At 42.9% G+C, this 16,192-nt stretch carries 12 protein-coding genes and 1 pseudogene; all 13 read right to left on the bottom strand.

Features of this window, described 5'->3' with window-relative positions; translation table 11 throughout:
* Positions 1 to 239 (bottom strand): annotated as a pseudogene (locus VE944_RS10550) (indole-3-glycerol phosphate synthase TrpC); the annotation flags it as partial.
* 118 nt (positions 240 to 357) lie between these two features.
* Positions 358 to 2,559, bottom strand: coding sequence for an anthranilate synthase (locus VE944_RS10555; protein ID WP_324976297.1), 2,202 nt, complete (start codon positions 2,557 to 2,559; stop codon positions 358 to 360).
* A gap of 369 nt (positions 2,560 to 2,928) precedes the next feature.
* Positions 2,929 to 4,125, bottom strand: a complete 1,197-nt coding sequence (locus tag VE944_RS10560) for a 3-dehydroquinate synthase (protein WP_324976300.1) — start codon at positions 4,123 to 4,125, stop codon at positions 2,929 to 2,931.
* Positions 4,126 to 4,133: 8 nt separating this feature from the next.
* Positions 4,134 to 4,766, bottom strand: coding sequence for a DsbA family oxidoreductase (locus VE944_RS10565; RefSeq protein ID WP_324976304.1), 633 nt, complete (start codon positions 4,764 to 4,766; stop codon positions 4,134 to 4,136).
* A 12-nt stretch (positions 4,767 to 4,778) separates the two neighbouring features.
* Positions 4,779 to 5,867, bottom strand: a complete 1,089-nt coding sequence (tyrA, locus tag VE944_RS10570) for a bifunctional chorismate mutase/prephenate dehydrogenase (protein WP_324976308.1) — start codon at positions 5,865 to 5,867, stop codon at positions 4,779 to 4,781.
* A gap of 18 nt (positions 5,868 to 5,885) precedes the next feature.
* Positions 5,886 to 7,175: a glycosyltransferase family 4 protein gene (locus tag VE944_RS10575; protein ID WP_324976311.1), complete on the bottom strand. Its 1,290-nt coding sequence runs from the start codon at positions 7,173 to 7,175 to the stop codon at positions 5,886 to 5,888.
* A gap of 219 nt (positions 7,176 to 7,394) precedes the next feature.
* On the bottom strand, positions 7,395 to 8,579 hold the full coding sequence (gene scyF / locus VE944_RS10580) for a scytonemin biosynthesis PEP-CTERM protein ScyF (protein WP_324976314.1): 1,185 nt from the start codon (positions 8,577 to 8,579) through the stop codon (positions 7,395 to 7,397).
* Positions 8,580 to 8,751: 172 nt separating this feature from the next.
* Entirely contained in the window at positions 8,752 to 10,131 is a 1,380-nt protein-coding gene (locus tag VE944_RS10585) for a ScyD/ScyE family protein (protein ID WP_324976317.1), read from the bottom strand.
* A 98-nt stretch (positions 10,132 to 10,229) separates the two neighbouring features.
* Positions 10,230 to 11,534: a ScyD/ScyE family protein gene (locus VE944_RS10590; RefSeq protein ID WP_324976320.1), complete on the bottom strand. Its 1,305-nt coding sequence runs from the start codon at positions 11,532 to 11,534 to the stop codon at positions 10,230 to 10,232.
* A 67-nt stretch (positions 11,535 to 11,601) separates the two neighbouring features.
* Positions 11,602 to 12,570: a scytonemin biosynthesis cyclase/decarboxylase ScyC gene (gene scyC / locus VE944_RS10595; protein ID WP_324976323.1), complete on the bottom strand. Its 969-nt coding sequence runs from the start codon at positions 12,568 to 12,570 to the stop codon at positions 11,602 to 11,604.
* A 25-nt stretch (positions 12,571 to 12,595) separates the two neighbouring features.
* Complete coding sequence (gene scyB / locus VE944_RS10600) at positions 12,596 to 13,657, bottom strand: tryptophan dehydrogenase ScyB (RefSeq protein WP_324976326.1); 1,062 nt, start codon at positions 13,655 to 13,657, stop codon at positions 12,596 to 12,598.
* 272 nt (positions 13,658 to 13,929) lie between these two features.
* Positions 13,930 to 15,816: a scytonemin biosynthesis protein ScyA gene (gene scyA, locus VE944_RS10605; RefSeq protein WP_324976329.1), complete on the bottom strand. Its 1,887-nt coding sequence runs from the start codon at positions 15,814 to 15,816 to the stop codon at positions 13,930 to 13,932.
* Between the two features lie 194 nt (positions 15,817 to 16,010).
* The coding region (locus tag VE944_RS10610) for a hypothetical protein (RefSeq protein ID WP_324976332.1) at positions 16,011 to 16,192 on the bottom strand (182 nt) is incomplete at its 5' end.

Consider the following 16,192-nt stretch of genomic DNA (forward strand, 5'->3'; position numbering starts at 1 on the left):
TCAAAATCTGCGCGGATAATCCCACGGCTAGGTGATGCCTTTTTTACCTCGGCAATTAAGCTAGGTTGGTTAGGATTTTCTTGCAAAGCATTCAAGAAATTTCGCACAGTCGGGGCTGCATTTAACTGTTGTCGCAAGGAGGTTAAAGGCAGTTCTTGCTGCATTTGTGCAACTTCTTGCCTTTTATGCAACACAATTTCTTCAAGAATATGGCGGGGAGGGGCAACTTGGTTGGTCATAAAATGCGTGGGGAGTGGGGAGTAGGGAGTGGGGAGTGGGGGAGGCAGGGAGAGCAGGGGAGGCAAGGAAAAATAACTAATTGCCAATGCCCAATGCCCGATGCCCAATGCTCAATGACTAATGACCAATGACTAATGACTCTTTGGTTGTATATGCACGCACCACATTTTTAATGATTTCCAGACCGACTTCTCCCGCTAGAGTCATGATTGACTCTGGATGAAACTGAACGGCGGCGATGGGAAGTGTCTGATGTTCAATGCCCATAATTACGTCGTCATCAGAAATTGCTGTCACCTTGAGTTCTTTTGGCAAACGTTGGGGTAGGGCAAATAATGAATGATATCTACCGACTGGAAAAGATTGTGGTAAATTTTTGAAGGTCACAGAATTAGGATCGGTAACAAAAATCCGTGAGGATTTACCATGTTGGGGATAGTTGAGGACTCCTAATTCTCCATCAAATGCTTCAACAATGCCTTGCAATCCCAGACAAACTCCGAAAATAGGAATTTTGCGATGAAGAAGGGCACCGACGGTCTGGGGAACCCGAAAATCACTTGGTCTACCAGGGCCAGGAGATAAAACAACTAAGTCAGGGCGTTCTGTATCAAATAGAGATTCCGAGAAACCATGACGCAGCGTAGTAACACTTGCACCAGTTTGGCGAATGTAATTGGCTAGGGTATGAACAAATGAGTCTTCATAGTCTATTAGTAAGATGCGTTTGCCAGCTGCCGCACTTGGAAGGATTTTAGTTAACTTTATGGAACTGGATTCATCAACTTTCTGAGTGGTTTGCTTTACACGACGAATCGTCTCAAATAAAGCAGCAGCTTTGGTAATTGTTTCTTGTTCTTCTGCTTCGGGTATAGAGTCATAAAGGACAGTAGCGCCAACTCTCACTTCGGCGATGCAGTCTTTTAAGCGGATTGTCCGCAGAATTAATCCAGTATTTAAATTCCCATTGAAATTTAAATACCCAACTGCTCCACCATACCAACGTCGGGCGCTACGTTCATGCTGTTCAATAAAATCTATTGCGGCTCTTTTAGGTGCGCCGGTGACTGTAACCGCCCATGTATGCGAGAGAAAGGCATCTAAAGCATCAAATTGCGATCGCAGTATCCCCTCAACATGATCTACTGTATGTATCAGGTGGCTGTATAATTCAATTTGACGACGACCAATCACTTGTACTGAACCAGGTTCGCAGATTCGGGATTTGTCATTGCGATCGACATCAGTACACATGGTCAACTCAGCTTCATCTTTATGAGAGTTGAGTAACTGACGAATTTGCACGGCATCGTCAAGAGCATCTTGTCCCCGGCTAATAGTGCCACTAATGGGACAAGTTTCAACCCGTCTACCTTCAACCCGCACAAACATTTCTGGAGATGCGCCAACCAGATATTCTCCACCTAAATTAAAAATAAACCCATAAGGGCTAGGATTTATTTCTTTTAAAGTGTTAAATAATTTACTAGGTTCATCTTCATAGCCTTCAAAAAAGTTTTGACTAGGAACTACTTCAAATAAATCGCCTCGGCGGAAATAATCGAGCGCACCCTCAACTTTTTTGGCATACTCGCCTACTTTATGGTCAGCAGTTTGATTTGGGAAAAGATGTTTTCCGCGATAGTCTATAGACTCACCTGTTCGAGGAAAATCATTAGTGCTGCCATGCGTTGTTTCAAATTCATATTGTAAACGAAATGCGCGTTGTTGATAGTAATCAACAACTACCAAGTCGTCAGGTAAATAAAGTACTAAATCTCGCTGATCTGTAGGACGTTCTAGACGTTGGGTAATTGGTTCAAACTGAAAAACTAAGTCATAACCAAAAGCACCATACAATCCTAAATGTTCGTCTTCTTGGCTAGAAAAAGTGTGTAAAATTTCGCGGACAACTGTAAATGCTGAAGGTTGTTTACTGCGTTCTTCTTCAGCAAATAGTTTTTTGGTAGCTTTAACAAAGCCTATAACACTATTATTGTCTATGCTAACTTTCTCAAGTTGTATTGAGTTGGATAAGCACTCTAAGAGTAATGGCAAAAGTACCCGACCGCGTTCATTCAACGCTATCAAAGTAAAAGCATTTTCCTGTGTAGTCAATTCCAATGGTGGATTGACAAATCCGATCGCCCATCTTTTGTATCTGCCTGGATATTCGTAACTGCTCCTTAACAAACCTCCACGCTGAGAATTTAAGCGGAATAGAATGTCTTCGAGAGCAGTGTCCATCTTAACTTCTGTGATGGAGCGAGAAACAAGTACACCGCCAAGAGTTTTGTATGAACGGGAATCAAAAATCATGGGAAAATTCTCTGGAAGAGTTATTAGTCAAAAGCTAATCATTATTGATAACTATCTTCAAATTAAAAACAAATCCAGATAATCCGATGTCAATTTAATTCAAACTATCTAAATCTGCGGATTCTTTTTAAAAGATGTAATGAAAAACTTTTCGCTTCTTAATTAAGAATACTAGATATCAAGCAGTTAATACATTGAATAATTTTTCGATTAGATGTCAATTTATTCGCTTTTTATACTGCTTCTCTAGTACATTTCCTGATAGCCATATTCAAAAATAACCGCCTCCCTCAAAAGTAGTAGATCCTCTCACAACCTCAGCGTTCCTTTGCGCTTCCCTCAGCGTCCCTCTGCGTTTAAAATCCAACCCTAAAACTCCCTCAACAGCGATATTGCCTGCCTATACAAAAACAAATCCACCTCATGAACCTCAACTCCTTTCCCAATCCTTTGTAACAGCATTAAAGTCAACTCTCCCCCTAAATGTTCCCGAAACTCAGTTAAACCCCGAAACAAACAATTAGGATGTTCCAGTTGTGATAACTTCTCAACCATTTCTGGCACATACAACGTAAAACCCAACGCCGACAAACTACTTAATATCCTTTGCCATTGTGAGCAATCCAGCAATCCTACCAAATAGGAATAAGTGCTATCCAAAGCAATACCGATCGCAACTGCTTCGCCATGACGCAAGCGATAATTTGTCAAATGCTCCAGTTTATGAGCCGCCCAATGTCCAAAATCCAGGGGACGAGACGAACCCATTTCAAAAGGATCGCCGCTATTGGCAATATGTTCTAGGTGCAACTGGGCGCAACGATAGATAACTTGTTGCATAGTATCCATGTCTCGCCGTGCAAGGGCTGCGCTGTGAGAGTGGATATAATCAAAAAAGCTAGCATCCTTAATCAGCGCCACTTTCACTGCTTCTGCGATTCCAGAACGCCAATCGCGATCGTCTAAGCTTGTCAAAAAGGCAGAATCATTTATAACTGCATAAGGTGGCGCAAATGTGCCGAGAAAGTTCTTTTTACCAAAGGCGTTGATGCCGTTTTTTACGCCAACCCCAGAATCATTTTGTGCTAATACAGTTGTTGGAATCCGAATTAGACGAATACCCCGGTGAGCAGTTGCGGCTGCATATCCTACCAAATCCAACACAGCCCCGCCCCCGATCGCTAACACGTAACAATGACGACACAATCCGGCTGCTTCAATCTGTTGGTGGATTTGATCTACTAAATTGCGATCGTTTTTAGCCGCTTCTCCTCCCGAAATTATCATTGGTTCGGCTGCGATCGCTACTATCTCTGCATAAAAATTGGTATAGGCTACTAATTGCTTAACCAATTCCGGTTGATGTTGTAATATTCCTGCGTCTACTATCGCTACAACTTTCTTCGGCTTTGTCTCCCCATCTGCTGAAATTACTTGGGCTAAGGTGGGGTTTTTCAACTCAAATAAATTTTTGGTAAAGTAAACCTCGTAATTGAAAGTAACCGAAACACGTTGATGAATTGGTTGCAGATTGAATTTACTTTTTTGCTTAATGTCAACTACCATGTTTTTGCTTATATATTTACAAGTGTGGCACGATTCAAAGCTTGAAGAAAAATGTCTACCGAGTGAGAACCATTGATCTTGACTTTATTATTAATGATGAAGAACGGCACGCTGTTGATGCCATTCGGCCGAGCAAATATTGATTCTGCTACGAAAGCTTTAATTGCAGCATCATCGCTCAATTGCTGGCGTAATTCCCTAGAATCCATTTGGTAAGCTCTACCTATGGCAATCAAAACTTCAATATCTCCGATGTTCAAACCGTCTTCAAAATAAGCTTTATAAATGGCTTCTACAACATCGTTTTTTACCTTTGCTGGTGCAAGTGTAATCAGTCGGTGCGAAAGCTTAGTATTGACAGCCAAACGGATTTTGTCAAAATTTAGCTTGACTCCAGCCATCTCACCTGCGTATTGCGTAGAATCAAACAGATATTGCAGTTCTTGGGCTTCTATGCGTTTTCTATTTTGCATAAAGCTACGAAATTCGTACCCGTCAGCAGGAATGGTATTGTCGAGAATAAAGGGATGCCACCGGATATCTACTTCTTCTTCTTGCCATTTTGCCAATGCATCAAACAGATGCTTTTTACCAATTCTGCACCAGGGACAAACGGGATCGTGAAAGATGTCTATCAGCATAGTTTTTATCATTCAAATGCTAATATTTGTGTGCATTTGTGGTTTAAAATCTCGTTGAACTGTTGTATTTAAAGGCTGGAGAAAAGCATTGGTTTTTTCTTCAAAAAAGCTTTGAGTAATTTCAAACTCTTGAATTAGTGCGTCTCTATCTTTCCTTGCTACCAGTCTTGCTAAACGGCTGTAAGTCTTAGCTAAAAAGCTAATTGCATTACACCGTTCTTCTGTAGCTAGCATAATATCAACACATAAATTAGGATTCTGGGAAAACAAACGTTTAACAATGTCAATTTCTTGACGATAGTTAGGCGTTGACATTGTTAAGCTCTGCTTTATATCTACTTTTACTTGTGCTAAGAAAACACCAAGACTAAATCTACAAAAATGTTGCGTTGCTTGAATAATCACCATCATTTGATCGTGTTCTTCAGGCGTACAAACAATTAATTCTCCACCTTTACTTTTGATAAAGTCTAATAACCACTGAAATGAATCATCGTTTCGACCTGGGCACACTACCACCTTTTGTCCCAAAAACGATTTGATATTTGGCCCAAACATTGGATGTAAACCCATGACTGGGCCAGAATGATGTTCGAGCATCGCCTGAGTTGGCTGAGTTTTGACGCTTGTGATGTCACACAAAGCTGTATTAGGCCCAAGGTATTTAGCTGCACGTTTGATAACATCAACTGTATATTCAATGGGAACGCTTACTAATACTAATTCTGCCTGACTTAACAATTTATCTGCGTATTCCCAATCTTCATGTTCGAGAACGCTAACATTGTGACCTACTATGGAAAGCTGCTCTTTGAATAATCTTCCCATCCTGCCGCGTCCACCGATGATGGTAATTTGTCGGGAACTGACATGATTTGTTGCAGATTTAGGAATTAGAGGAGCATGACAACTATTTACTATACTTGCCCAAACAGACTCAGGAATACCAGCTTGAGCGAGTAGGGGAGCCACATCAGCCAGTTGTTCATCTAAAGAAGGTTGTTCTGATGCTGCTAATAATGATATGCGATCGCTAAGTAGAGCGATCAAGGTTTGGTCAGTTTTTTTAAGCTGATCTGAATAAGAGGATTTTAAAGGCATTTTTCCCGTCCCCAATTTTCATATATCAACAAGTGATTCCTTAGAACTCAATTCGGGCAAGATATCCAAATTTGTTGCTTTTTTGGCGATCGCATCCGAAAATAACTCTTCATACCGATCTAGCGCTTGCTCAAAGGAATAGTTTTCTACGGCAAACTTTCTTCCTTTGCGCCCTAATTTTGCTGCTAATTCCGGCTGATTATATAAATCCAATACTGCCGCAGCCAAAGCATCTGCTGACTCAGGCTCAACGATAACGCCGCCACCACTTTTTTGGATAGCTTTGGCAGCAGTTCCAGTTGCGGGAACTGAACCAACAATTGGGCGACCACTAGCTAACAGCAGTGGTATTTTAGAAGGCATATTGAAAGAAATCACATTGCTCTTTTGCACAATCAACCCCAAATCTGCGGCTGCTAACATTTGTGGTAGTTTTTCTCGTGGTTGCAATGGTATGAGCAAAACATTATCTGCACCACAAGCAAGACAATGTTTTTGCAACCTTTCGAGAGCTTGAGATTCACCTGCGATCGCAAAGACAATATCATTAATATGACGCAACCGAGATGCTGCTTCTATTACTGTCTCCAAACCTTGCGTCAGAGCAATATTACCTGAATAAAGCACTACAAATTTATCATCCAGTTGATGGGTAGCTCTCCAGGAGTTATTCTCTTTCGGTAAAGGGCGGATAAAATTTAGATTCACCCAATTTGGAATGCAGGCAATTTTATTAGCCGGTACACCTTTATTTATTAAATTATCTACAAAGCCATCGGCAATCACGCTAATGGTATGTGCAGTTCGGTAGGCAAATTTTTCTAAAGCTTCCAGAGCTTGAATCATCAACTTATTTTTAATAAGCCCAACACGCACAGCAGCTTCCGGCAGGATATCTTGGACGTTCAGCACTACTGGGCAATTATATAGCCAAGCTATTAAGGTTGCAGGTAAGCAAACTAGTAGCGGCGGCACTGTTAAGAGGATTACATCAGGTCGCTCGCCCTTAAGGGCTTGTGGCAAACTCGTAAAAACAAAGCTCAACTCTAGCAGTAACCTGTCTATAAGATTAGGTTTAGACTTAATCCGTAGGTAACTACGCTGAATTTTAACACCATTTTTATGTTCAGTAACGTATAACTTCCCCCGATAACCATCGTAAATCTGACGCTGAGGATAGTTAGGCATACCTGTGATTACTCGCACTTGATGCCCTCGCTTCACCAGCCCTTCTGCTAGTTCAGTCATCAAAGGTGCAATACCAATTGGCTCTGGATGATAATTGTATGAATAAATCAGAATTTGCATGAACTCTTAATGTCCTGAAAGCACCTTGACAATGTTGGCGTTATTGTGTTCTCCAGTTTTTATTTCCCTTGTTCCGGATTTAATAACCTGAAATTTTCGTATGGTGTGTAACGCACCGAATTTATTGAGACGGTGCGTTATGGCCTTGGCTAACGCACCCTACGAAATTTTTAATTACGTTAGCGTAGCGGGGCGTAGCGGGGCGTAGCCCATTACCAATTAGTAATTCTTTAAATTCAAGACTGGCTTTTGTTGTCCACGTTTCCGCAATGTGACGGTGACAGCACCAAGTCCGAGTAATGCTAAACTCAATGCTGAACTAGGTTCAGGTACTTTAGTTGTGCCTTCTACGTTTAACACTTGGACGCGACCTTGGAAGAAATCGCCCACATACAGCTTGTCATCTTTGAGGGCTGTACCACCTGTCCAGTTAAATCTGCCTGGTGTGAGGTCAAGGGGATTGCCAAAAGGAGGGCCAGTTAATGCTGGAGGGGGGACTAGCTTGCCTGATGCATCTAGGGCTGGTTGACCGTAGGAAGTCAAGAAGTTACCGTTTTTATCAAATACCTGAACGCGGCTGTTGATAGAATCAGCTACATAAACATTCTCTTGGTCGTCCACTTCGATGCCAATTGGCTGAAGAAGCTGTCCAGGCCCGCTACCTGCTGAACCAAATGCCAACAGAGGATTACCATTTGGATCGAGTACTTGAACGCGGTTGTTATACTGGTCAGCTACAAAGATATTTCCACTAACTGGGGAAATTCTTACACCTGCTACACCTTGGAATTGTCCAAGTTCAGTCCCAACGGTGCCACCAATGGCACCAAGTGGCTGTCCGTCTGGTGTGAATTTAAGGATTCTTTCGCCGTTAAAATCACCTACGTAAACGTTGCCAGTTTTGTCAAATGTCAAACCAGATGGGCCAAAGAAAAACCTACCCTCTACCAGAGGGGTAAATGCTCCATTTGCAAAGGATCTAATAAAGTTACCCTGAGAATCGAATTGATTGATACGGTTGTTGTAAACATCACCTGAATACAGATCCCCTGTTACGGGATTAAAATCTACAGTTGTTGGCTCGTCAAACTGCCCAGGCCCTGTGCCACCGGAGCCAATTGCTCCAATATACTGACCGCTAGGATTAAATATTTCAATTTTATTACCAAGGTCGAAGTTAGGAGTACCATCCGCCGGGTTAATACCGCGTCCGTTAGCTATGAGGGTATTCCCTTGGCTATCCACCGCTATCCCTTGGGGAACAAAAAGTTCTCCAGGGCCGAAGCCAGGACTACCAATACTTCTGTCGTAAGTTAATGTTACAGCATTGGCTTGGGCTGCTGTTGCCAGCACCATGACTCCAGTACCGAGAATGCCGATTGAGAAATTTTTGACTAATCCCATGAGTTTTAAGTCCTGGTTGTATGAGTGTATACTCTTTCCTAGACTAATATTCGTTCCCAGCTCTAGTTCGGGAACCCTAATATTTGGGCTGCTGCCTCCTGTTTGAAATGCAACTTTCTGTGTGAGGCAGCAGCTATTCTCTAACCATTACCTGGTGTCAGGTAATGAGGAATTAGACTATCTCTGCTTTGGGTAGCAAACCCAACTTGTCTTGGCGTTTGCGCTTGGCGATCGCACCAGTTGCGCCTACACTAGCAAGTGCTAGTAAGCCAAGTATTGAAGTAGGTTCGGGGACTCTTTCTGTAACGATACCATCCACCCGAACCACCGATCCTAGTTCTGGGCCAACACCGCGCTTGGTGATGTATATTTGCCCGTCAGGGCCAATATCAATTCCAGCAGACGATTCCAACCCTTCACCGGCAGCAACCAGGGTTGTACGAGTTAGATCGGGAGCAACTTTAATCAGAGAACCAGGCAGGAACCGCAAGTCACCCTTCAACTGAGACTCGTCGCCGAACTGTAACACCAGCAAGTTGCCTTGATCATCAAAGGTTAAGTCTGTGATTTGCGTAAACCCATCTAGAAAAACCTCTGGGTTTCCATCCTCACCGATACGGAAGATCCGCGATTCACCTTCTGGATATGGAAAACCTGAATATTCGGCAACGTACAAGGCTCCATCAGGGCCAATCGTGCCACTTGTAGGTACTGATTGAATTGCGATGTTTCCTCCTGGAAGTATTTCTATTAACCCTGGAGGCAGTTCTTGTCCTGGTGGAAGGGGTGGCAATGTTGAAGCACTAAGGACTTTCTTGGGAATTGCGATCGCCTCAGACTCACTTCCGTCAAGTTTGATTTTGTAAGCGGCATTTCCACCACCGTCAACGACATAAGCAGTATCACCACTAACGGTCAAATCAAAGGGATTGGTAACTACATCCTCACCGTCTGGGTTATTAGTAATTTCATACTTGCCAAAGTCGAAAATACTTTCCAGTTCTCCGGTGTTCAAGTCAGCTTTGAAAAGTTGTGCTAAAAGCGGGGTATTCAGTACTTTATCGGGTGTGGATGGCGGGAAAGTAGCAACTTGCTGTGGTGGGATAGTGAATTGAGAACCAAGGTTAAGTGATTCTAAATCACGATTTCCTGGATAACCAGCAAACCCAGTTAGAAGATAAGCATTCCCCTGAGAGTCGAATTGTACGTCTTGAATACCAGCGCCTTGGTTGCCACTGGGTTGCTCTGCTACAGATTCAAAGTTATTGAATAGACGCTGTGTGGTGCCATCTGATGCAACTTTAACCAGCGAACCACTATTACCAGCACAAATAGGCTGAAATAAGGTACTCGGAGATGGTTGGCAATTTCCGTTTCCTCCGATACCTGGCTCTGCCACGTAGAGACTACCGTCAGGGCCAAAGCTAACACCCCGTGCATTACTGACTCCATCGACAATTGTCGTTAGTGTTGCAGCTTGTACAGATGGCGTTCCACAAATAGCAGCAAAACAAAATGTAAGAGATGTAAGAGCAAATGACTTGAGTTTCATACCTTTGGAGATTGAGACTTAAAATAAGTGGAAACTTTTATGGTTTTAAAGACAACGAATCCTAGTCTTTGAAGAACGCAGGATTGGTTTGAAACTCTTTACTTGAGGGCCACGGCTCCATTTATGGGAGGTTTCGTGGCTCTCCTTTTGTGCAAGCAAGCAACGCCGAAAGCACCGATCGCTAATATGCCGAAAGCAGAACTCGGTTCAGGTACAGATTTGATATTTTCAATTCTGAGAACTTGTCCACCTCCAGGGCGATCGCCTCGGTTTGTGACGTATACCGCACCATCAGCACCAATAGTCAAGGCGCTAGGCGACTCTAATCCATTCCCACTCATAAGAGTTGTGCGTGTCCCATCGGCAGCTATTTTGATGACAGAACCATCAAAATCACCCTTCCAAGCTGACTGATTGGCGTACTGCAAAGCATACAAATTGCCCTCAGTATCAAATTCCAAGTCTGTGAGTTGGGTAAAACCATCGGCATATACTGTTGGTTTTCCATCAGCACCAACTCGATAGATTTTTGCCCCACCTTCTGGGAAGGGAAAACCTGTAAATTGGCTGACATAATAAGCGCCATCAGGGCCTTTGGTCACACTTGAGGGTACTGGTTGAGTTGCAAATTGCGATGGGCGAAGCCCCGCCTTCGGCGATCGCACCTCTTCACCTTGAGATGGAACCTGTGCTGGTTCATTTGATGGTGTACCAGAGGGTGGAAAGACGGGATTAGCTAATATGTCTTGGGGAAACGCAACTATCGCCTGTAAATTACTGCCATCAGCATTCACACTTAGGAAGTTGTTTGCACCTGCATCAACTGCAACTAAATTGTTGCCATCTATTACGAAACCCAAGGGATTGCTACCAACATCACCACCATCGGGATTGTTGGCGAGTTCATAGTTAGCTAAATCGGCAACACTCTTCCAGGTATTGGTATTAAAGTCGGGAGCAATGATTTTACCGAGGTCGGTGTTACCTAAATTGCGATCGCGAAAGGCTGGATTAGCCCCATACCCAATCAGAACATAAGGTTTACCTTGAGCATCAAATTTTATATCACGAGGCCCGGCGGCTCCAGTGCCATCTGGTAATGCTAAGGAAGAAAGTCCTGTAAGTATGCGCTCAGTTTTACCATTCTCAATTTTGGTAACTGCCCCAGTTGTGCCATAGCATAAAGAATCGCCCTGACCGCTTGCTGGTGGAACACAACCTCCACTTCCCCCTATTCCCGCCTCTGTGACATAAAGATTACCATCAGGGCTAAAGCTCAGACCTCCGGCGTTATATAGACCGTCGGCGATTACTGAAAAGGATGCAGCTGAGGCAGCTTTGATTCCAGAAAAACCGGCAACACAAAAAGTGAGGATAGTAATGATAATTTGTTTCAGTTTCATGTGTTGCAAGAGAGCTTATTGTGGGGAATTTAGGGGTGAATTTTAAACGCAGAGGAACGCTGAAGTTTTAGTTGGTAACTAGTACTTCTGGAGTTTTTGGTAGATAGCTCATTCCTCGGTCAAAGGATTGGAGGTTTCCAGCTTTGGCTTCTAGTAAACGTTTGATGTTCATGCTCTCAGCGCCAAAGTCTTCAATTTGAAGTTTGCCGTGGGTGACAGTTCCATCTGTTTTCCAGAATGTGATTCGATGCAGGATAAAACCTGAAGCTTCGGGGTCAGCGAATGCATAAGCGGTTGGGATGAGCAACGCTACAGAACGCTGATAATATTCGTAGTCTGGATAAAAGTGTTCTTGTTCAAGCAAGTAGTATTTGCTCAGGCTATGAACCCGCACGGAAACTTTTACTTTCTGATCATATTCATCTTTGAATTCACCTGATTCAGAAGTAATCTCACCATTTGGGCGCAGTAAATGTGCCCACTCATCTATGTTCTGTAGGTTTTGTAGGTATTCAATGCCGATTTCAATTGGGGCATCAACATAGATGGTGTCAGTATCGATAAAGTGGCTACCTTTGGCTGCTGAGGTCAGACCAGCCTTGCGTTCCAAATTACCTTTGAGGGAACGACACTCGGAAGTATGTACCGTGTGAATTCCCTGCATAATCATCTGAGTTTGTCGTTTTGGATCGACAAAGCTCAACCAATGGAAGTACACACCATTTTCATCTGTTCCCGGCTCAATATAATTTGTAGGAAACAACAAAACTGGGTAAACCTGAAAATATTTCTGATACTCTAATCCACAGTGCCACTCAATGCCGTAGAAAAGCGGATTTTCTAGTTTTTTAACGTGATAATAGAGATTTTTATGATAACCAGATGCAGTTCCGAGCCAGGTATCTTCGTCAACTTGCTCTTTCATCCGGCTATAAAGCGTCCATTCGTCTAAGTTTTTTAAACTACAAAGATACTCAAAGGCGCTCTCTGGTGAAGTAGCAATGTAAGCTGATGTTGCAAAGGTATTCTTTTCCACTTATCACTCCTTAAGATAATAACAATTAAGCTGCGATCGCTTTAGTTCTATTTCGTTTACCATTCTGAATCCGATCTTCTGCTAATTGTTTAGCAGCATCGTTAGTAGTAACTCCTTGCTCTTTAGAAATATCAAAAATTGCTAGTAGTGTGTCATAAATGTTATGCACTTGCTTAAAAGCTTTTTCTTCGTCATAGCCAATCATTTCGTTATAAACGTTGATTAGCCCTCCGGCATTAATTACATAATCAGGGCTGTAAAGAATCCCTTTTTTGGCAAGCATTTGACTATGCAGTTGCTCATTCTCTAACTGATTATTAGCTGCACCAGCAATAATAGAAGCTTTTAAGAAAGGAATTGTATGACTATTAAGAATTCCTCCTAAAGCGCAAGGAGCAAATATATCTACATCAAGAGAGTAAATCTCGGTGGGTTCGACAATAGTTGCGCCAAATAGCCGTTTTGCTTCTTCCGCTTTTACTGGATCTACATCGCTAACAAAAAGCTTGACATCATGCTCATGTAAGTGACGGCAAAGGTTTTTACCTACATTTCCTAGACCTTGAACTGCAACTTTCATGCCATCAAGTCTTTTGCTTTGCCAATGAGACTCTACAGCAGCTTTAATTCCTAGAAAAACTCCTAGTGATGTTATGGGAGCAGGGCCACCAGATTTTTCTGATACCCCAACAACATGTTTTGTTTCTTGGCTAATTGTCCGCACATCGCCGGGGGTAATATTGACATCTTGCCCGGTAATAAAACGCCCATTCAAACTATCAACAAAACGTCCGTAAGCTCTTAACAGATCATCTGTTTTATTTTCAGGATTAGCGATAATGACTGCTTTTCCGCCACCAGCCGGGATGTTCGCACACGCAGCTTTATATGTCATCCCACGACTCAGACGAAGTGCATCTTTTAAAGCAGCTTCTTCGTTTACATAAGGCAAGAGTCTTGTTGCTCCCATCGCTGGGCCCAAGGTCGTGTCATGGATAGCAATAATCGCCTTAATTTCGGGATTTTTACCATGACAGAAGAGAACTTGTTCGTGACCCATTTCTCTAACAGTTTCAAATAGCAGCATTTTCACCTCTCGATATTGTTTGGTATTGGTTAGAGAAAGTAATTTGCATTACAAAATGTAAAGATATAGACAAAAAAACGCTCTGGAATATTAAGATAGGATGAAGTAAAGAAGCATAATGTTTTAAAAATCGAAAATTCCAGTTGATTTGGGTACAGTTTTTTGGCTGGAATAAAGTTTTTACCGCTTCTAGATTCATCCTTTGTCTTTTGTTGAATAGTTGGGCTGTTTTAGTGTCTATAACAATTGCAGGAAATTGTCAGGTTTTAAAGTTAAACCATTGGAAATGAAACTTGCTTGGCTGGATTTTTAGCCGAACTTGATTTAATTCCTTGTGCTGCTAAACCTTTATTGCGTGCGCCTGAGGGTGCTGGTCGATCAGCGTCAATCACTACATCGATCAGAAAGGGAGCATTTGATGCGATCGCTTGTTCTAATGCTGCTTCGATTTCTGACTCTCTGACGACTACGAGCGCTTCTGCTCCCATACCACGAGCAATCATGGCGAAGTTTGTTGGTGGAAGTGTTGCATCTGCACCCTTTAATCCCAAGACTTTCATCCCTTGATGGCACATGTTGTAACGCGCATCATTGAGTACAATCCAGATTGCGGGAATTTTGTATTTCACAGCTGTGCTAATTTCGTTATTCATCAGCATTGCTCCATCTCCGACAATCCCTACAGCTATGCTATTGCTTGCCAGTGCAGCACCCAATACTCCGGTGACAGCGTGACCCATTGCGCCAACTCCGGTGCTGACTCGGTAACGATTGGCTTCAGAAAATTGGAGTAGATGAGTTGACCAAGTAAAGGAGTTACCACACTCCGCCATTACTATGGCATCGGTATTTTCAACAATTATCTTTTGAATTGCTGCCATCAATACTTCTGGCCGCACTGGATAATCTACATCTGGTGCAGGTTCAATTGCTTTGGGTTCTGGACGAGGTAGTGGCAAAGTTGTGGAATCAGGAGCATCCGGTAATTGCTGCAATAACTCTTCCACAAAAGCTTTGATATCAGACTGAACTGCTAAAGTTTCAACGTGTGGATAGGCTACACCTGGCACTTCGGGATCAATATCTACATGGATAAAACCTTTTTTTGGAACTAGCGCCGAACTCCAGAAGGAAGTCGGTTCACCAAGGCGGGTTCCTAATACGAGTGTGCGTAGTGGAGGTTGTTGTTCCATATAAGTTAAGACGGAAGCATGACCGCCTAAACCTGTAACACCCACAAACTGGGGATGATCTTCAGGGAAGATACCTTTACCACGGGGTGAACACATGACTGCTGCTCCGGTTCTTTCAGCGAGTTCAATGATTTCTTCTGCTGCGTCACGCGCACCGAAACCAACCCAGATGGCAAAGGGGCCAGATGATAATAACTCTACAGATTTAGCGATCGCTTGTTTGGAAGCAGTCATCGGAAATGGAGTCACATCTAGTTGAGGCAAAGATATATTCTCAACTAAACTTGCCTGCACTGCGGTAGGAATGCTCAAATGGGCGACAAATCCGCCTGGTTGCGCCATAGCCAAAGCAAGTTTGCGGAAAATCTGCGGTAGTTGAGCCGCAGATTCAATAGTTATTGCATAGTTGAATAAGGCTCCTGGGGTAAAAATTCCCCCACTGGGCAATGTGTAAGTGCTGGTTTCTTGAATTGCCCAACGTCCACGCTGCGGTGCTGAGGTACAAGCCGACAACAAAATCACTTTTGCACCTTCACCACGAGCTGCAAATAACCCGGTGAGGGCATTTGTGATCCCCGGCCCTGCTGTGGTAAAAACTACAGTGGGGCGGTTATTGGCAAAGTATGCTTCGGTCGCTGCAAATGCTGCTCCTGCTTCATGGCGGAAGTTCAACACGTCAATGCTGCTATTTGACAGCGCCCCCCAAAGGCTTGCCATCGCACCACCTGCGACACCAAAGGCGTAGCTTACTCCCAAATTTACCAACATCTGAGCGATCGCATCAGCAACTGAGAGCGTTGGGGGTGTTTCGTCGTTTAAAAAAGGCTGAATTTCCTTATTATTCTCCGATTCATCAGCCTGACGAGAAACGTCAGACACAGATTCTACATATCTGTTTGCTGCAAATTCCTTGTGTGGCTCAGTGGTGATGAGAGGAGAGTTTGAACCAGTATAATTTTGACTCATTAGTTTCACACAATTACATAAAATTACACAAAGGCTTTTTAGTTTACAATCACAGGGATGGCAATATTTAATACAAACGACTCTGTTGCTTTCACAGCTATGACCTAGCTTGGTCGTTCGTAGAAACCGTTAATCGCTGTTGATTGATGCTTGTGAGCGCACTACCAAAAATTTTTACCCAAAGCATGCAGCAATCAATACTGTGCTTCTTGTAACCAGAATAAGGGAGATAAAGACTGTTGTGCAATCAAATATTCTTTGATGAGGGTGTCAAATCTTTCGTTTTCACTATGATGACTACAGTGCTTAAGTAGGTTGGCGGAGAAAAAATAAACCATATAAAGGGCTATAAACCAGCAAATAACCTTAATTAAAG

Source organism: Nostoc sp. (genome assembly GCF_035638895.1).
In the GTDB taxonomy this organism is placed as follows: domain Bacteria; phylum Cyanobacteriota; class Cyanobacteriia; order Cyanobacteriales; family Nostocaceae; genus Nostoc.